We start from the raw sequence: 16,553 nt of genomic DNA, 5'->3' as shown, positions 1-16,553 counted from the left end.
CTCACTTCTGGGATTTCCATCTACGCAGGCCTTGTGTGCTGCTGCCGTTTCCACCCCGAGAGGGTGGATTCCCCGTAGCGTCTCGATCAACATCAGCGCGGGGGACAGGGCTCAGGGCTCGACTCAATCGCTCGGCGAAGAGGGCCGAGGAACGCCGATCGCGAAGCGCTACCGGCTTCCCCAGTCAACCCTCGGAAGTCAGTCTTCGCGATCTTCGCGGCATTGCACCGCATCTCGCGCGGTGCTCGCGACGTTGCCGCAATCGACCGGAGAGTTTCGCCGGTCCTCCGACTGGAGCTGGCAGGGCTCCGTCGGCTAGAGGCTCCGCCGGGCCGGTCATGGCTTGACGTCGTTCTTGAGACCAGGCGTTCGGCCCCGGTGAACTGAGCTCCTCCAGGCCCGCAGAGAATATCTTGCTTCTCCCCGAAATGGATGATCATGGAAGTCAGTGTCGGACTATGGCGTTGCCTGTGCCGTAACCCGAAGATGTTGAGCGTCAAGTTGTTGGGCTCTGGCTCACTTTCCGGATGCTGTTGGTGATCTTTAGAGGGTTGATAGGGGCAGGTCTCGGCAGAGTCTGTTGAAGGAGCTGGGAGATCGGGTGGGCTGCCCGCTGCGGTGAGCACGTGCTGGACGTGGGTCTTGGCGAGGCCCTTGTAGCGGCAGGTGCGCAGGCCGTGGGCGCGGGTGGTTTCGGAGACGGTGGCCTCGCACCCGGCGCGGATTGCGTAGCGAGCCTTCCACTCCTCGGTGTTCTGGTCGGCCCGGTTGCGGGTTTGGATCTCTTGGAGTGGCTGGGGCAGCAGTGTCAGGTGGCGGCCTTTGCCGTTGGCATCACCGGTGCAGGCCTCGCGGTCGGGACAGGCCCGGCAGTCCGCTCGAGGAAACAGCGCGGAAAGGCGGGGCCGACCGTGCCAAGGGTGGGTTTCCAGGGCGGGCTGGTGATGCCGTTGGGGCAGGTGACGGTGTGGGCGTCCCAGTTGACGTGGAAATCTGCCTTGGTGAAGCCAGCCCGCCCGCGGGGATCGGCGCGCAGCGGTCCGAGCAGGGTGATGCCCCAGCGCTGGGTAGTGTGGTGGATCAGGTCTGGGGTGACGTAGGCGCTGTCGACCAGGTGCTCGACCGGGGTCAGGCCAGTATTGTCCAGACCCTCGTGGATGGCCTCCACCGCGGTGATGTCCTGGACGGGTGCGGGCTGGGTCAGGACGTGCACGATCACGTTGGGCCGGTCCGGTTCGCATGTTTCACTTTGGTGATCGCGATAGCCGACCCATTCGTTCGTGGTCGAGGCGCCCACCTTCCGGCAGTAGCGTGCCTGCGGATCGTGCGGGCTGACGATCTCCATGCCGGACCACGGCCCGCGGGCAACGATCTCGCCGTCCTCCTCATCCGCCTGCTCTGCGGCCGAACGGCGCGGGCGTCCATGACGAGTCTGGCGATCGCGGGTGGACTTGGGTGCGCGCCAGGCCAATTGCCCCTCTGCGGTGGTCCAGTACTGCTGGACCCCACACCTGCCGCAGGACCTGCACCCTGGGCAACTCCCGCAGCCGCCGGGGAGCCTGGGCAGCATAGATCGCTTGCAGGATCCGCAGCCCGTCCTGGCCGATCAGGAGCACCTGCGCTGCCTGCTCCTCCTTACCCCTTGGGAGACGGTCATAGCGCACCGGCCGGCCATAGCGCCGCCCCCACTCGGGGTGATCAGCATGCTCAGCCACTGTTCGTCGACACCGGCCAACTCCTCCAGTGCCATGCGGAGCGTCTCACCGACCAGCTCGATCCGGTTGAGCTTGCGGATCGCGGCCAGTACGTACGTGGAGTCGGTCCGGATCCGCCCTCGCTGCTTGACCAACCCTGCCTCCACCAGCCGGGTCACCATCACCGCCAGCAGCCGATCCGCGCGATCATCCTGCGCCATCCGGTCCCGAAACTCCGACAACACCGAATGATCAAAGCCAGGATCGGTCAGCTCCAGCCCCAGGCAGTACTTCCAGTCGATCCGGCATCGCACCGCCAGCGCCGCCTGCCGATCGGTCAGGTTCTCCGCGAACTGCAACACGCTCACCAGCGCCAGCATCACTGGCGACACACCCCGCTGCCCGTCAACGGGATACCACTCGACGAAGTCTTCCTCTGTGAACACCCCCGCCAGCCGGTCCCGAACCCACATCGCCGGAGTCCCGCTGGGATTGGCCGCTCGTGCTGCCCGAACCGTCTCCGCCGGGATCCACCGGCCGATATCCCCGCCCATCGACACGCGCCGCACCTCCGTTAAGTCACAGAGACCATGCGGCGCGGCGATCCCTCTCAGACAAGCACGGCCTCAAAGGTAACGCCAGCCCCAGAAAAGATCACCAACAGCATCAACTGTGTGGAGGGGGGATGGTAGGTGACGGCAATGATGCCACCGGTTTGGCTGCTCCTCAGGTGTCCGAGGTGTCCAACGATGTGGGTGTCTGTTGTGCGCCGCGCCAGCGCCAGGTGATGAGGGTGGCCGCGATGGTCGCCGACAGGGGCAGGTTGATGCCGAGGTCGTCGGGCCATGGCCACTGGTGCGCGCCGAGCCATGCCGAGGCGCCGACGTTGACAAGCCAGCCGGCGAGGCTACCGAGCAGGGTCGCTGCGGTGGCGACCGTGGCGATCATGGGGAGGCGGGGTCCCGATCTCAGCCACGTGTGGCGTGGGCCGCGCCGCTGCAACCAGGCGCCGGTCAGTGCGGCCACGACGGCGGAACTGATGCCGATGGAGGTGAAGGCGGAGTGCAGGAGGCTCGCCTGCCCGCTGACCAGCCCGCCAACCCCAGCTATGAGGGTGGGCGCCACATAGGCCACCACGACCTCACGCCAGAGCGTGAAGGGCGTTTTGCCGTGCTCCGCGGGGACCGCGGACCGCTGGTGCGGCGCCGTCCGTGCATGCAAGGCCGTACGCCACCCGTCATCGGTGCCCGCCCAGGCGATGTAGCCGTCGGGGCGGACCAGTACAGCGGGACCGTCGTCGTGGCGCTCGACCTGCACCAGCTCGGTCTGGACCGGCGGCGTGCCCGGCGGGCGGATGAGGAGGAACCCACCTGAGCGCGTCTGTCCGACCGTGGTGCCGTCGGACAGCGCGATCGTCGTGGCGCGGGTACCGACCAGGCGGTGCTGGCCACGGGTTCGCGGGTAGCGCAGGGCGGTGCCGGACAGACCGCCGACCATGAAGCGGGTGACCACGGGCACGCTGAGCAACCAGGTACCGGCATGGTCGCGGATCGCGCGGGAAACGCGTCCGCCGAGTGTGATGCTGCGCATCATCGCGCCGCTGGTTCGCAGCGCTCGGCGACCGATGGGGTGACGCTCCTGGTGATAGGTGTCGAGCAGCTGCTCGGCATCGCCACCGAGGACGGCGTCGAGCTTCCACGCCAGGTTGATCGCGTCCTGGATCCCGGTGTTCATCCCCTGACCGCCAACAGGCGAGTGGACGTGGGCGGCGTCTCCGGCGAAGAAGATCCGTCCGTGACGGTACTGCTCGATCTGACGTTCGTCGCAATGGAAGCGGGACGCCCAGCCGATCTCCTGGACGCCGACCTCGCGTCCCATCGCGCGATCGAGCACCTCGCCAACGTCGGCCTCATCGATCCCGGCGGTTTCCGGCACCTGACGGCGGCGGTCCCAGGTCATCGAGCGATACCAGCCGTCACCGTAGGGCGCGAGGAAACCGAACGCGTCCCGGGCGCTCGCGCCCACAGTCAGCTGCCCTTTGGCCGGCGGCCGCGTCGGAAGCACGTCGGCCAGGACGACCGAGGACAGCACGGTTTCGCCGGGGAATGCCACGTCGAGCAGGTCGCGCGTGGTGCTGTGCGCACCGTCGGCCGCGATCACCCAGGTGGCACGCACTCGCGAGGCGTCCTTGGTTCCCCTGGCCCGCACCATCAGGGTGACGCCGTCGTCGTCCTGGGACAGGCCGAGAAGTTCGACTCCGCGGCGTATGTCGGCTCCGTGTTCGCTGGCGTAGTCCGCGAGCAGGCGATCGACGTTGGGCTGCGGAGTCACCAGGGTGAAGGGATAGGGCGAATCGTCCTGATCGAGCCGCAGGACCGCGCCTGGCCACAGGCTGACGCGAGTCGCGCGTTCCCCGAGTTGGAGTAACTGCTCGGTGATGGTCCGACCTGCGACGGTTCGACTCGCGAGCAACTCCAGCGTGCGCGGCTGGACAGTGAAGGCGCGGCTGGCCGGGTTGGGTGACGGCCAGCGTTCCACCACCACCACACGGCGGCCTGCGCGGGCCAGATCACCAGCGGCGGTCATCCCGGTGGGGCCGCCGCCGATCACCGCGACATCGCAACAGTCCACGGTATGCATCTCGCTACCTCACTCCCTGGTCCGTTCATGGAGCGGCTCTCGCGCAGGACCACCGACGGTGGCGAACCTTGGTTGCGGGTGACCGCGAAACCTGGTTGAGTTGCGTGTGCAACTCAAAAGCTACCTTGACTTGCACACGCAAGTCAACGGGCGAAGGAGGCGATCATGAGCCTGGCCGAAACCGGTAGCAGCCCGACGGAACGGACCGAAGAGGACCAGCGACAGGACTGGATCGCGCTGGTGAAGGTCCTGCTCGTGCTGCCCGGCGCGTTGGAAGCGCAACTGCTGCGCGACTCCGACCTGACGCTGCTCGGCTACATGATCTTGGCGCGGCTGGACGACACACCCGATGCGACCCTGAGGATGAGCCAGATCGCCACCATGGCAAACGGATCTCTGCCACGGACCTCGCAAGCGATCTCACGACTCGAGAATCGGGGATGGGTCCGCCGGACCGTCATCAGCGGGCGCGGGCAAGGCCGGCGTTTCACGACCGCCCGCCTGACCGAGGCAGGTCGCGCGCAACTGGCAGCGGCCACGCCTGAACACACCGCGCTGGTTCGTCGTCTGGTCATCGAGCCGGCAGGCGATCAGTTCAGCGCGCTCGGGTCCGTTGCGCAGCGCATCGTCGAAGCGCTGGGACTACCCGCGCGGCCCGCCGCCGACTGACGGTGTCACCCCGAACACATTATCCAAGACCTGCCGCGACCAGGCGAACGTCTTGCCAGGACGCTGCGCGACTCCGGAACGTTATCCGGTACATCCCCGAAGGCGTCGCGCGGCGGACGGCATGAGCACCGCGCCGAAGGTGACCACCCCACGCGGCGGGAACATCTCGCTCGCCGCGGCCGCCGACGCCTTCCTGACCACCCCGCGCACCGCCAACCCCAACACCCACCGCGCCTACGCCTCCGCCATCGACCGCACCATCGCCCTGCTTGGCCGCGACCGGCCGCTCGCCGACGTCACCGACGCCGAGATCGGCGCCGCGCTCGCTGGCCTGTGGGGCCGATGCGCGCCGGCGACCTGGAACCGCAACCGCGCCGCCGTCACCTCCTGGCTGGCCTGGTGCCGCACCAAGAAGCGCTGGGCCGCGCCGTCGGTCCCGGCTGAGCTTGTTCTTTATCCACCGGGTTGTTGTAGATCGGCGAGGGTGCGGCCGCGTTTGATGGTCTTTCCCACGTCGTAGCGGGTGGCGGGGCGTCGGTTGGGGATGCCGGGTGGGCGTCCGGGGCCGGGTCTGCTGGGTTTTGGTACGCGGGCCGGTTGAGCGATGGCGGCGCGGAGGTTTCCAAACCCGCGTCGGACGCGGGCGGGGGTGAGCTGGCCGGGAGGTGCGGGTTTCTCCCACGGGCGGCGCAGGTCTTGGGTGAGGCCTCGGGCGAGGCGGAGCTGGGTGTGGGCGGCGATGATCAGCCACGTCCACCGGTCGGCGGCATGCGCGTCGCGGAGCTTGGGCCGAGTCCAACCCAGGGTCTGCTTCCAGAAGCGGAAGGTATGTTCAAGATCGAATCTGCGGAGGAACGACTGCCACCAGCGGTCCACGTCGGGCCCGGTGGCGCCGGTGGCCGAGGACCACAGCCACACCGGTGGGGCGTCGCGGTTGCCGGGCAGATGCTCGACCTTGAGCCGGATCAGCGTGCCTTCGATGATGGGTAGCTCGCCGTCGTGATCGAGCCAGGCGGCACGGTGGGTGAGTCGGGGGTGGAGCCGGTCCCACGCAGTGGCCTCGGCCTTGCCGTAGTTGCCGGTGTCGGTGACCGTACTCACCGAGGGCTCAGGCCAGGTCGCGGGGTCGGCCAGGGCGAGCTCGCCGCCATGCTTGGGCGGACGTCCGTTGGTGCCCGGCAGCCGAGCCGGGGCGGGCAGCCGCAGCACCCGATCGGAGCGGATCCGGCCCACCAGCTCGACTGGTAGATCGGCCAGCACGTAGGCCAGGCGGGTGATGTCGTAGCCGGCGTCGGCGACGATCAGGATGTCGGGGTCGCCCTCGTGCCACTGCCCGGCACCGATCAGGCGCTCGGCTACCGCGCGCAGTTGGGCGGCGGTGACCGCAATGGCGTCGCAGGCCGGTCCCAGCCGCACCACGTCCAAAGGCGCGGTCCAGGAGGTGGCGCCCATCTCCAGCGCCACGACGAACGAGTACGGCCAGCCCGGGATGAACTGGGCGGCACTTCTCGCCCGGCCGTACACGTGGCAGAACAACCGCTCAGCCGAGCAGGCCGCGTCCGAACGCAGCCACGGCGACACATCGACCGCCAGCACGATCCGCCCATCCGGCCAGCGCGGCAACGGCAAAGCGGCCAGCACCGTCCGCAACCGGTCGACGTCGATCCGGCCCAGGTTGAGCCCGCCGTACAAGGCGCCGTGCCCACGCCGATGCTCGGCCGTCAAGGTCAGCTCCACCAGCGAGCGCACCGGCCCCGAGGCACCCAACACCGCATCAGCCAGTTCGAACAGCGCATCCCCACGAGCGGTCAGACAGGAGTAGAGGCCGGTCCGGAGCTGGGATAACACCCTCAAGGACTCGACACGGGCAGCGTGGTTCAGCACACTCACCTTCACAGCCTTTAGTGATCAGCAGCGACTCAGCACCGCACATGATCACTCCAAGGCCGCCCCGCTGTCTCCGAAACGACCAAACCCCCAGCCCGGTAACGCGCGGTCTTAGCCGCAGACACCGAAAATGCCTTGCACCCAGAAGGGACTCGACCCGAACCTAGGGATCATGTCCAAGCAGCGAGGCGAGTCCTTCGCCGAGATGGTGAAGCGGTTGCGAGAGGAATCCCTGCCCGGTGAATCTCGGATCGTTTCGCACCCTTTGGCTGCTGGCGAGGTGATAGACGACCTCGGCCGTCGCTGGGTGGTCGAAAACGATCGCGTGACTAGCCTGCTCGCCAAGCGACTAATGCGCACGTCGGGCACCGCACTCGCAGTCATTGTTCATGAGGACATTGAGTGGATCGCCGATGACCAGCGCTTGGCCACGTGGGAGCGGTGCCGCAAAACATTCAAAGGCCCGTTGGACCCTTGGCTGCAGCCCGATCCCCAGCCCCAGTACACCGGGACGCTGCTCGTCACCGACGGCGGTGACAGACTGCTCTGCCTGCAGCTGCACTGCTGCTGACACGCCTGCTTCCTGCACGACGCTCCGAGGTGGGCAAACTGTCACCGCGGCCGCAGCCTCGCCGATCTACAACAACCCGGTGGATAAAGAACAAGCTGAGTGCCTGTTTCTCAACCCCCGCGTTCGCCCTGGGCAGGCACGGTTTCTGGGGTCTTTGGAGGTTCGAGCGTTGATCTGCGAACCGTACGGATATCCGTTACGGTGACGGCTCTCCGTACGGATCTCAGGGCCGCTGTCGACGCCGAGCGAGTTAGCGTCACGCGTAGGCGTTACGCCGTGACGGCTACAGAACGCGAACGGCTCTGCCGAACGGAAAGCTGTCCAGGAGCAGCAGGCCGGTCGATCAGGTAATTGAAGACAGCGCACTCACTCAACATTGATTTCGTCGTAGGCGATGGTCACCGTCTCGATCTCGTTGCTGGCGTTGGGATCGGCGCCTGTCCAGGTGCTGGCACTGCCGTTGGTGAGGCGAAGGCGCCGTACCGCACTGCCGCTGCTATCCAGCATGGCGACGGTGACGGTCGCTCGTGGTTCATCGGCGTTGGGGCGTGTCTTGACCCAGTCCGCGAACGCCTCGCCCTGGCCGAGCGACTCGGACAGCGTGAGCTCCCCGGATGGCTGGACTCCTGGCTGCCTGCCGCCGATCAACAGCGCCTCGAGGTCGTTAGGGCACGTCGCAGCACTCCGACGTTTGGCGTTAAGTGATCTTGCTGGTGGGCGTAGGTGAACCGTGGCCCCACCCAGGGTGGGGCCACGGTGGCGCGATCGGGGTTAAGCCTTGATTGATGCGGCTGCCCTGGCTGCCTGCTCGATCTTCGCGCGGTAGGCTGCGCGGGCTTCCTCGTCGATCGGCTCCTCGTGTTCGGGGCGCAACCCGGTCCGGCCGTCGAGTCCTTCGCGCAGGATGTCGGCGTGTCCGGAATGCCGGGTGGACTCGGCGAGGACGTGGAGCATGATGGCGAACAAGTTCATGTGCCAGGCTGGCGTTGACTCCGACCACCACGGCACGTGGCCGGGGGCGTCGAGGGGAAGCTCGTTGATCGTCGCGTCCGAGTGTTCCCAGGTGCGCCGGTAGAACCCGATGATCTGTTCGCGGGTCTCGTCCTCGGTCGCCCAGTGGCTCCCGTCGGAGTCCTGCCACTGGGGCAGCGGTTCCGGGGATGGGCGGTCGAAGACCTCGCCGAAGTACCTAGCCTCGACGGTGGCCATGTGTTTGACCAGGCCGAGAAGGTTGGTCCCGGTCGCTGTCAGAGGTCGGCGGGCGTCGTATTCGGACAAGCCGTCGAGTTTCCAGAGCAGCGCCTTGCGGTCCCGCCGCAGTCTCTCGTGCAGGTTGTCTTTCGCGAGATCGTCGATCATGGGCCACGATCCTGTCAGCTCGCGCCCGGGGGCTCAGCTGGCGGGGCTCAGTCGGCCACGTGTTGAAGCGGCGGCCCACCCCTACCAGGCGGCGCGGAGGGCAGGGACGGTGGTGGAGTTCCATGCCGGTCACCGACGATGACGACGCGGTAGGTCGCAACCTTTCGGGCAGATCGACACTCTAATTGCACATGATCAAGACGATGACGATAGTCGCGGCCCTGGTGGTACCCCTTGCGGCGGGCCCGGCTGCTCCTGCTGCGGCGCAGACCAAGACGATCGCCTTCGGCGGAATGACCTTGACCGTGCCCGATGGATGGATGGTGCGTCGCCTCACCGCTAGCTCCGACTGGCTGACGGTCACGACCGAGAAGTGCGGCAGGAAGAAGGTCACCTGTCCGAGTTTTGAGCTGGTGGGCGCCAAGACGATAAAGGGGGGGAACGACATGAAGGGGTACCGCACCGACCGGCAATTCGAGCCTGGAACCGGAGTGAACGCCTGCCGGTTCAGGTCGGACACCGACCACGGTGAGCGATTCCCGTCGGACAAGCCACTGGTGAACGAGTTCCGGCCGGTGGGCGCGCGAAAGGCCGAGTACAGGGAGTGGGCGGGGGAGTGCTACTCCTTCAAGACTGGCAAGACGGTCAAGCGCTTCACCCAGCGCCTGTGGTACCTCTCCAAGGAGAAGGTCCTTGTCGTGGACGGCTGGAACAATCCGGAATTGGCCGACGTGCTGGCTCACGCTCGCTGGTGACGCAGGAGTGGTCAGGCGTCTCCCAGGGCGATTGCGTTTTCCTGTGATGGCCTTCCTGGCTTCTCACAGCTCTACAATTCGCATCGCGCAGGATCGGTGAAGGCACCGATGCGGGCGGGGCGCAAGGCGATGGCCGGGCTCACCGGCCCATTGGCTTCCGGCCCGCGCCCCTCGTCGTCGGGAGCGCTATCGTCGCGCTCGACGTCAGCGTGCCCGTTGGCGAGGTAGGCGTCACGGGCGGCCCAATCATCGACCCCATCCACGAGAGGCGGTAGCCCCTCGACGATCCACTCCGTCGGGTAGGGCCGTGCGGGCTCGTCCACGATCGTCACTACCTCCCGCCCGGGTGCCGGCGGTCGCCCGGCAAGGGCGTCGCGAGCGGCGTCCTCTGCGCTCCAAGCGGTGCGCACCTGGGCCAGCAGCGCGCCGGTGCGCTCAAAGCCCGCCTCCGCCAGTCCCGCCATCTCGCGGCGCAAGGCGCGGCCGACACGGTCACAGCTGGCGCTAGCCGCATCGCGAGCGTGGCGGGCACTGGCGATCCGAGCCGGATCGCCAGCGGCTGTCGCGGCGGTCAGCTCGGCTTCGGCCTGCTCGTATCGCTCGTGTAGCGCCTGGTGCTCGGAGACGAGGTCGGCTACCCGGACGCCGGAGACGATGCCCTCGGCCTGGTTGATCGTCACGATCTCGTTCACCGCTTGGTTCGCGGCGTCGGCCCGGTCGAGGAGCGCGTCAACCTCGGGTTGCCCGGTCCGGCGCCGGTCTGGATCCGCCATCGCTGACCCGCTCCCTATTATCCGCTGAGTTTCGCCCCGGCGATCACAGGCCCGGCGGCGTCGTTATCCACTGAGATTCTGGCCGCTCTCAGTGGATAACTCGGCTTATCCACTGAGCTGCTGTCGCGGGATCTGCAGTGGGTGTCGAACAACCTCTGATCTTTCGCTGGGGCCGCCTCCAAAAGAGGACGCCGGACACCCAGGTCTCAAGCGATCCGCTGGTAGCCGTCCAGAACGACGATCTTCATTCGGACATCGTACGACTACGATCACCGAATGACGTTTGCGGGAAATTGGGATCATATGGAACCGGCAATCAGGGAGGCATATCAGCGCTTCGACGCCCTCACCGAGCAGGGTCTGGGCCCCGGGCCTGACACCGACTGGCGCCTCTACGGCACCTACGCCCACACCAAGCTCTGGCTCAGCCCGCAGGGCGGTCACGACTACGACGAGCGCGTCCTGCGCCTGGTCCGCACCGTGGCCGGGCGCACCATCGACTGGACGCCGGACGACGCCTGGAACCTGGCCGAACGCGCCGGCTTCTGGGCCGGCCAGGGCCACACCCGCTACGAGGAGCTCTATCGGATCCCGCTGTCGGCAGCCCACCTGCTCCATCCGCAACAGCGCCGCGACCTGTTCGGCCACCTGACGGACCTCGGAGAGCTCCAGTCGCTCCTGGAGAGCCTGCTCACCGAGGAGGGCCCAGCCGGCGCGGTCAGGAACGTGGTCGGGGAGGCCGACCCCTTCGCCACGATGCTGGCCGAGGAGTACGGCTTCCGCTTGGCCGGAATGCTGCCGCTGCTACGTCACTGGGCCACCGCTGACACGCCGGCCCCAGGCGACGGCTGGTTGCCGGTCGTCTGCGACCTGCTCACTCCTGAGGCCATCGCCCTGGTCCACGAGCTGGTCACCCGCCTGGCCGCCTATCGGGGCGGCCCTTTCGTCTGCCACCACGCCGCCATCAGCTGGAGCGAGGAGCGCTTCCTGAAGGGCCGGACCGTCTCGGTGGCGCGCGGCCTGATCTGGACTTGCGAGGTCATTGACGAACCTTGGGTCCCGTCGCTGCTCGCCGACGTCGCCGTCACCTGCGGCACCGGCCACGATGGCCCCGGCTCCACCTGCCGCAGCGAGAGCGTCGCCAACGAGGCTGTCGGCGTGCTGGCCCGCCGGGGCGGGCCCGAGACCGTCACCCCACTGGCGCTCATTCAGGCGCGGGTGCGGGCGGCGTCCGTACAGGAGAACGTCACTCGCGCGCTCGACGCGCTCGCCGTCACCGCCGCGCTGACCCGCGACCAGTTCCTCGGCCGCACTCTGCCCGCCACCGCCGCGACGCCCGAAGAGATCGAGCAAGCGCACACGGCCGCGCGCCACCGCCTGGAGCAGGCGCTCATCCACCAGCGTGCATGGACCTGGCGTGAGGTCGGTGACCATCTCCTCGACCACCCCGTCACTGGCCCCTACGCCCGCGCCCTGGTGTGGCGGATCCCCGGCGGCCCCGCCGGCCTGCCCGTCAGAACCGTCGACGGCTGGGAGTTGGCCGGGCGCCGTCCCGAAGGCCCTGTCGTCTTGTGGCACCCGGGTGGCGCGAGCGCCGAGGAAGCGAGTGCGTGGCGCGAGAGGGGTCTGGCGCAGCCGTTCGAACAAGTCCTCCGCGAGGTGTACGCGGAAGAGCCGGACCGTATCGCCGGTCACGTCGTGCGCTACGACCTGGCTCGGACGGAGCTGATCCGGTACGGCTGGACCGGCGCGTCGATCGGCTACTGGGAGAACGACTGTTACGAGGGGCAGGGCGAGGTGGTGCGCGACTTTGCGGGCTGGCAGGCCCGCTGGCTCCTGCGCGTCATCGAGGGCATGTCCGACGAGGGCTGGGAGCCGGACGTGCTGTGCGCGACCAACCCGATGACCTTCCACCGCGACGGCCAGAAGGTATCCGCGGCCTCGGTGCCGCCCCTGGTGCGGTCAGAGATTCTGCGAGAGGCCGATCTCACAGTCGCCGCCGCTTCGGCCGGCCCGGACGCCCAGCACCTGGTCGACCATTACGACGGATATTGGCACTAAAAGTTATGCAGCACCGACACGACGATGCGGCGGCGCACATGGCGGAGGCGCACGGCTTCTGGCCGGGTAAGGATCTGCTGGGCATCTGGGGTCGGGCGGACTGACGCGGGGGATGGGGGCTCCAGGCGTGGAGATATCTCCGCACTCAACACAGCTCCGGCCAAGATCGGTGGGTGTTCAACACCCACTGAAGTCGGGTTGCCCAGGAGGAATCGCACCCCGGGCGACCCGAGCTCAGATCTCGTCATCGTCGGCATCGGGTGCGTCAGGGTCACGCAGAGCGGCGCCGTTCATGCAGCCGCGATGCATGAACAGGCAGCCGCCCGTTGCCCTCTGCGGGACGGGCGGTCTATCGCGGGCGAGCCTTCGACCACGTGGCCAGGTGAAAGCGCAGCCAAGCCAGCTGCGTGGCACGGCAGGTTCGGCAGGTCAGCCGGTGTGGCCAAGGCACGACGGTGGGCATGGGCATGGCCAGCACTGTAGTGGGCGATCTGCTGCCCCCAGGTGAGATGCGCGCAGCCGGTCACCTGCCCGGGTGCGGAACCGTCAGCCCCCGGTGATGACCATGAACAACGCCAGGCCCATGAGGCCGATGACGCACACGCCGAAGATCGCAATGATGACCATGACGGCGCTGAAGCCGGGACTGGGCGCGTTCGCCAGGTCGCGGGATATGGATTGGAGGCTCGCTGTTACCCGGGGGCTGATTCGGCTCCCACGGAAAACGCCGGCTCACGGCTCGCTCCTTCTCCTGGTCAGGACGAGACTTCTCTCGTCTCCAGAGTCGAGCCGCCAGAGCCGCAGCGCAACGACATTCTTCGCCCAAGGTGTACCTGGCCTGACCCCGGTCAGAGCCGACGAAACCCCGGGTATCCCTTCCTGGAGCTGTGCGGCGCCGGGCTAGGCGATTGCGATCCAGTCGCCGAACTGTTCGCGCGGGTCGGCCGGGGGTCGGACCCACGTCGGCCGCGAGGCTGGAGCATCTGCCGCGTCGAGGTCGCCCGCGTCAAGGTCATCGGTGCCGGGCTCGTGGGACGAGATGGTCACGACGGATATGTTCCCACCCGGTCGTCTTCCTCACGCGAAGACACAGCATGGCGAGGGCGGGGATCTCCTCACCAGACGGGCCCAGAACACAGCCGCCTATGGCCAGGGCTGAGGCGCCTGAGCGCCCCGCCTCGCTTGGCGAGCAGCGACTGAGGTTTCAGGACGGTTCTGTCGCCAGGTAGGACACCTCCTCCCCGCTGATGCGCCACGGCACCCCGTCGGGGCTGACGGCCAGCCGCGCCGCCCCGGCGCCGGGCGCCGTCTGCCAGGCCGTACCGTCGAAGACCATGACGGCGCTGTCGCCCGCGGGGGAGAGTGGCGTGACCACCCACGTCTCGGCCGATCTGGCCACGTCCTTGGCGGACTGCTGCACCTCTGTCCAGGTAGAGGGCGGCTCGTGACGGAAGAGCCGTCCCTGGGCGGTCACCACCCAGGGGAGGCCGTCAGTGCCCGCCGCGACCGCTGTCCCTTTGATCCCGGGCACGGGCTCCCACGCCGGTCCCGTCCATCGCAGCAGCGGGGTATCGCCGCCGCCCACCGGGTGCTCGCCGGCCAGCGCCCAGATCACGCCGCCCTTGCCCGCCGCGAGGTCGACCGCCTCCCGCAGGCGGGGGCTGACCGTGACCAGTTGGGCGTGCTCGCTGCCGCGTGGGGGTTCGATGCGCCGGACCACGGAGTCGCTGTCGATCAGCCAGGCGGCGCCGCGGTCGTCTGCGGTGATCCGTACGGCATGCACTTCGATCTGCGTGTCGTAGGTCTTGGTGGCCGGGTTCCAGCGGCGTACCTGGTTGCCGTCGGAGGCGATCCACACCATGCCGTCGCCGCCGACGGCCAGGTCGCGCGGCGCGGAGCCGTCGCCGAACCGGGGGATGGCCGTCCACCGGCCGAGACGGCTGGTCGGGAGGGTGGTGGAGCCGAGCGGCCGGTCGGTGACGTCGACCTCGGCCGTGATGTACTCCACGCCCTGCCACTGGCCCTTGACCGTGTCCAGGCGGACGCTGCCGTCGGCCAGGACACGGCGCACGCCCGCCTCGAAGTCGACTTTGACGACCTTGCGCCGCAGCAGCGTGGAGACGACCGCTTCGCTGCGTTTGAGGGCTTTGACGGGGATGGTGACGGTCAGGATGTTGCTCACCTCCTGGGCCATCGAGCGGGCGCTGGTGAAGGCGTATTTGGCGCTTGTCTGCGTCTTGATCGACACCCCGGCGACCTTGGGGTTGCCCAGCTCGATGGTCAGCGCCGACATGCAGCGTACGGAGGCGGTGTGGGTGGTGGTGACCGTCGTGGTGACGGTGTCGGTGATCGTGTGCTGTAGCGAGATGTCCTGGTCCAGGGTGGTGGCGTTGGTGACGCGGAGGTTGTCCACCACGAGCAGCGGTGGGATCTCCAGGTCGTCGGCGGGCCGTTCGGTGAAGGTCACCGGGCCGACCACCTGCTCGTCCACGATGACGTTGCGGGGTCCGCCCTTCATGGTGGCGTCGGGGTTGGTCAGCTCGATGGTCCATTGCCCGTTGCGCCGGTCGTGCGCCTTTTGCCGGTAGACCTTGTGGTCGTGCTGGTCTCCGGCGACGAGGTCGTCGCCGGTCTTGCGGTTGCGCAGCCAGTACACCCCGGCGTCCGGGGTGGGCAGCACTTCCCATTGGGCCTCGTGTTTGCCGTGGTAGGCCTTCTCGTGGCAGACCCGCTCCATTTCGGTCCCCGCCCACAGTGCGGCCACGTGCTTGCGGTCGACGATGTAGTAGAAGCCGGGGTCGGCCTCCTCGAAGCGCCACAGGGCGTTGTCGCGTTTGGCCGGGTCGTCGTGGTACGCCCTGCGGTCGTGGTCGTCGCCGCCGCGCACCGCCTGGCGGTGGGCGAGGTCACGGATGATGAAATATCGGGCATCTTGTGAGGTCATCGCCGCGCCTTAGTGGGAGAAGGTCAGGTGGCCGGTCAGGTAGCCGACCTGGGTCCAGGTGCCGGTCACCGTGGCCGGTGCCTTCTGGGCCGCTGCGGGCGGGGTGGCGTAGGTGGTGGTGACTTTGGCGGTGAAGCCGACGTCGCGCTGGCCTTCCGACAGGGTGCCCGACAGGTAGACGGGGCGGCCTGATCCGGCGCGTACCGGCGCGGTCAGCCCGGTGGTGGTGGTTTTGACGGTGCTCGTGGTGTTGTTCCTGGCGAAGCCGTACTCGAACTCGATCTCCTCGGTCATCTTGTAGTTGGCCACGTCGGCCTTGCCCACCGACATGCTGACCGACACCAGGACGCCGAGGGTGAGCCGGTGGTCGGTGGAGATGGTCTCGGTGCTCTTGCGCGAGCGCTCGCTCTTGAGAACGAACTGCTGCTCGGCGCCCTCGCTGCGCAGCCGGACCCGGTTGATGACCAGCACCGGCACCTGGCTCCACTTCGGAGCCTTGGCGGTGTCGAAGGTGAGCGATTCCAGCTTCTGCGACACGATGAACCCCGGCGGGCCGCCTTCGCCATCGCTGACCATCTCCACCGCCCACCGACCGCTGGTGCGGTGCCCGGGCGGCTGGTGGTAGAGGTCACCGACCTCGTTGTCGCCACCCATGAGCGCGTCATTCGGATAGCGACGATTAACGAAGCGAAAAACACCGGGCTCGTCGGTAGGTTCCGGTTTCCACTGCGCCGCCTTATTGCCCGCGTATTTCATGATATGTCGGATTGTCAGGCCGTCTCCGGCGGAGAGGGCGGCTCGGTGGCGGCGGTCGACCAGGTAGAAATAGTCGTCGGTGGCGGGTTCGAACCGCCACTGGGCGACGTCCCGCACGGGCGGGCCGACGGGCGAGGTGAGGTCGGTGGGTTGCTCGTGATGATCCGCCTTTTCGTCCTGGTGGTAGACGTAGCCCTTCCCGAACTTCTCGCCCGCGACCACACACCTCTTGTGTAGTTGGTCGCGAAGGAGGAAATAGCGAGAAACCATTTTCTGATAATCGCGAGATCTGACTGGATTGACAATACTGAATCTTAATCCGACATATCCCCTTAAAAGGGGTGCGACTCCCCCTATCCCCGTCGCCGGTCGGGGTGACTTGTTCCTGATTCTCAGAATGAAGCCCAGATCGTGACAGGGTGGGGCCGCGTTCATCTACGGCGA

At 67.6% G+C, this 16,553-nt stretch carries 16 protein-coding genes; 5 read left to right on the top strand and 11 right to left on the bottom strand.

The window, feature by feature from the left end:
* Positions 1-92: 92 nt before the first annotated feature.
* The 4 genes from ACIBG8_RS14830 to ACIBG8_RS14815 all read right to left on the bottom strand — a co-directional run bounded on the left by ACIBG8_RS14830 (position 93) and on the right by ACIBG8_RS14815 (position 4,334).
* Positions 93-890 carry a transposase gene (locus tag ACIBG8_RS14830; protein ID WP_397343938.1) on the bottom strand — a complete coding sequence of 266 codons (798 nt, stop codon included), beginning with the start codon at positions 888-890 and terminating at the stop codon, positions 93-95.
* Positions 809-1,345 carry a hypothetical protein gene (locus ACIBG8_RS14825; protein ID WP_397343960.1) on the bottom strand — a complete coding sequence of 179 codons (537 nt, stop codon included), beginning with the start codon at positions 1,343-1,345 and terminating at the stop codon, positions 809-811. Before ACIBG8_RS14825 ends, ACIBG8_RS14830 begins: the two co-directional genes overlap by 82 nt.
* Before the next feature lie 261 nt (positions 1,346-1,606).
* Positions 1,607-2,248, bottom strand: coding sequence for a transposase (locus tag ACIBG8_RS14820; protein WP_397343937.1), 642 nt, complete (start codon positions 2,246-2,248; stop codon positions 1,607-1,609).
* A gap of 172 nt (positions 2,249-2,420) precedes the next feature.
* Positions 2,421-4,334, bottom strand: a complete 1,914-nt coding sequence (locus ACIBG8_RS14815; RefSeq protein ID WP_397343239.1) for an FAD-dependent oxidoreductase — start codon at positions 4,332-4,334, stop codon at positions 2,421-2,423.
* Positions 4,335-4,499: 165 nt separating this feature from the next.
* Here ACIBG8_RS14815 and ACIBG8_RS14810 point away from each other — a divergent pair, with 165 nt between their 5' ends.
* Together ACIBG8_RS14810 and ACIBG8_RS14805 are read left to right on the top strand one after the other, a co-directional pair.
* Positions 4,500-5,003, top strand: coding sequence for a MarR family winged helix-turn-helix transcriptional regulator (locus ACIBG8_RS14810; protein WP_397343238.1), 504 nt, complete (start codon positions 4,500-4,502; stop codon positions 5,001-5,003).
* Between the two features lie 121 nt (positions 5,004-5,124).
* Entirely contained in the window at positions 5,125-5,523 is a 399-nt protein-coding gene (locus ACIBG8_RS14805; protein WP_397343237.1) for a hypothetical protein, read from the top strand.
* On the opposite strand, the gene ACIBG8_RS14800 is transcribed toward ACIBG8_RS14805, so the two are convergent.
* Positions 5,457-6,851, bottom strand: a complete 1,395-nt coding sequence (locus ACIBG8_RS14800) for an NF041680 family putative transposase (RefSeq protein WP_397343236.1) — start codon at positions 6,849-6,851, stop codon at positions 5,457-5,459. The genes ACIBG8_RS14805 and ACIBG8_RS14800 overlap by 67 nt on opposite strands.
* Before the next feature lie 211 nt (positions 6,852-7,062).
* On the opposite strand from ACIBG8_RS14800, the gene ACIBG8_RS14795 reads away from it, so the two are divergent.
* A complete protein-coding gene (locus ACIBG8_RS14795; RefSeq protein ID WP_397343235.1) occupies positions 7,063-7,461 on the top strand; it encodes a hypothetical protein in 399 nt (132 codons plus the stop codon).
* A gap of 366 nt (positions 7,462-7,827) precedes the next feature.
* Here the strand turns inward: ACIBG8_RS14795 and ACIBG8_RS14790 are convergent, their stop codons facing one another.
* Both ACIBG8_RS14790 and ACIBG8_RS14785 read right to left on the bottom strand, forming a co-directional pair.
* Positions 7,828-8,109 carry a phage tail protein gene (locus ACIBG8_RS14790; protein ID WP_397343234.1) on the bottom strand — a complete coding sequence of 94 codons (282 nt, stop codon included), beginning with the start codon at positions 8,107-8,109 and terminating at the stop codon, positions 7,828-7,830.
* A 123-nt stretch (positions 8,110-8,232) separates the two neighbouring features.
* Positions 8,233-8,820, bottom strand: coding sequence for a DinB family protein (locus ACIBG8_RS14785; protein WP_397343233.1), 588 nt, complete (start codon positions 8,818-8,820; stop codon positions 8,233-8,235).
* A 191-nt stretch (positions 8,821-9,011) separates the two neighbouring features.
* Between ACIBG8_RS14785 and ACIBG8_RS14780 the strand changes: the two genes are divergently transcribed.
* Complete coding sequence (locus tag ACIBG8_RS14780; protein ID WP_397343232.1) at positions 9,012-9,575, top strand: hypothetical protein; 564 nt, start codon at positions 9,012-9,014, stop codon at positions 9,573-9,575.
* A 71-nt stretch (positions 9,576-9,646) separates the two neighbouring features.
* Here the strand turns inward: ACIBG8_RS14780 and ACIBG8_RS14775 are convergent, their stop codons facing one another.
* Positions 9,647-10,348 (bottom strand): hypothetical protein, encoded by a 702-nt coding sequence (locus tag ACIBG8_RS14775; RefSeq protein ID WP_397343231.1) that lies wholly within the window; start codon positions 10,346-10,348, stop codon positions 9,647-9,649.
* A gap of 303 nt (positions 10,349-10,651) precedes the next feature.
* Here ACIBG8_RS14775 and ACIBG8_RS14770 point away from each other — a divergent pair, with 303 nt between their 5' ends.
* A complete protein-coding gene (locus tag ACIBG8_RS14770) occupies positions 10,652-12,409 on the top strand; it encodes a DUF4132 domain-containing protein (RefSeq protein ID WP_397343230.1) in 1,758 nt (585 codons plus the stop codon).
* Positions 12,410-13,309: 900 nt separating this feature from the next.
* On the opposite strand, the gene ACIBG8_RS14765 is transcribed toward ACIBG8_RS14770, so the two are convergent.
* The 3 genes from ACIBG8_RS14765 to ACIBG8_RS14755 form a co-directional block, all read right to left on the bottom strand.
* The gene (locus ACIBG8_RS14765; protein WP_397343229.1) at positions 13,310-13,456 is read right to left on the bottom strand and encodes a hypothetical protein; all 147 of its coding nucleotides are present in this window, start codon (positions 13,454-13,456) and stop codon (positions 13,310-13,312) included.
* A 157-nt stretch (positions 13,457-13,613) separates the two neighbouring features.
* Entirely contained in the window at positions 13,614-15,353 is a 1,740-nt protein-coding gene (locus ACIBG8_RS14760) for a hypothetical protein (protein WP_397343228.1), read from the bottom strand.
* Between the two features lie 9 nt (positions 15,354-15,362).
* The gene (locus tag ACIBG8_RS14755; protein ID WP_397343227.1) at positions 15,363-16,379 is read right to left on the bottom strand and encodes an RICIN domain-containing protein; all 1,017 of its coding nucleotides are present in this window, start codon (positions 16,377-16,379) and stop codon (positions 15,363-15,365) included.
* Positions 16,380-16,553 lie beyond the last annotated feature (174 nt).

Origin of the sequence: Nonomuraea sp. NPDC050556, from assembly GCF_044457355.1 — a bacterium.
Lineage (GTDB): Bacteria > Actinomycetota > Actinomycetes > Streptosporangiales > Streptosporangiaceae > Nonomuraea.
This window is presented reverse-complemented; position numbering and strand designations above follow the sequence as displayed.

Excerpts from the sequence above, each read along its gene's own strand:
- ACIBG8_RS14825 (WP_397343960.1), bottom strand. The coding sequence starts at position 1,345 with ATGGAGATCGTCAGCCCGCACGATCCGCAGGCACGCTACTGCCGGAAG.
- ACIBG8_RS14820 (WP_397343937.1), bottom strand. The coding sequence starts at position 2,248 with ATGGGCGGGGATATCGGCCGGTGGATCCCGGCGGAGACGGTTCGGGCA.
- ACIBG8_RS14815 (WP_397343239.1), bottom strand. The coding sequence starts at position 4,334 with ATGCATACCGTGGACTGTTGCGATGTCGCGGTGATCGGCGGCGGCCCC.
- ACIBG8_RS14810 (WP_397343238.1), top strand. The coding sequence starts at position 4,500 with ATGAGCCTGGCCGAAACCGGTAGCAGCCCGACGGAACGGACCGAAGAG.
- ACIBG8_RS14805 (WP_397343237.1), top strand. The coding sequence starts at position 5,125 with ATGAGCACCGCGCCGAAGGTGACCACCCCACGCGGCGGGAACATCTCG.
- ACIBG8_RS14795 (WP_397343235.1), top strand. The coding sequence starts at position 7,063 with ATGTCCAAGCAGCGAGGCGAGTCCTTCGCCGAGATGGTGAAGCGGTTG.
- ACIBG8_RS14785 (WP_397343233.1), bottom strand. The coding sequence starts at position 8,820 with ATGATCGACGATCTCGCGAAAGACAACCTGCACGAGAGACTGCGGCGG.
- ACIBG8_RS14780 (WP_397343232.1), top strand. The coding sequence starts at position 9,012 with ATGATCAAGACGATGACGATAGTCGCGGCCCTGGTGGTACCCCTTGCG.
- ACIBG8_RS14775 (WP_397343231.1), bottom strand. The coding sequence starts at position 10,348 with ATGGCGGATCCAGACCGGCGCCGGACCGGGCAACCCGAGGTTGACGCG.
- ACIBG8_RS14770 (WP_397343230.1), top strand. The coding sequence starts at position 10,652 with ATGGAACCGGCAATCAGGGAGGCATATCAGCGCTTCGACGCCCTCACC.
- ACIBG8_RS14760 (WP_397343228.1), bottom strand. The coding sequence starts at position 15,353 with ATGACCTCACAAGATGCCCGATATTTCATCATCCGTGACCTCGCCCAC.
- ACIBG8_RS14755 (WP_397343227.1), bottom strand. The coding sequence starts at position 16,379 with ATGGTTTCTCGCTATTTCCTCCTTCGCGACCAACTACACAAGAGGTGT.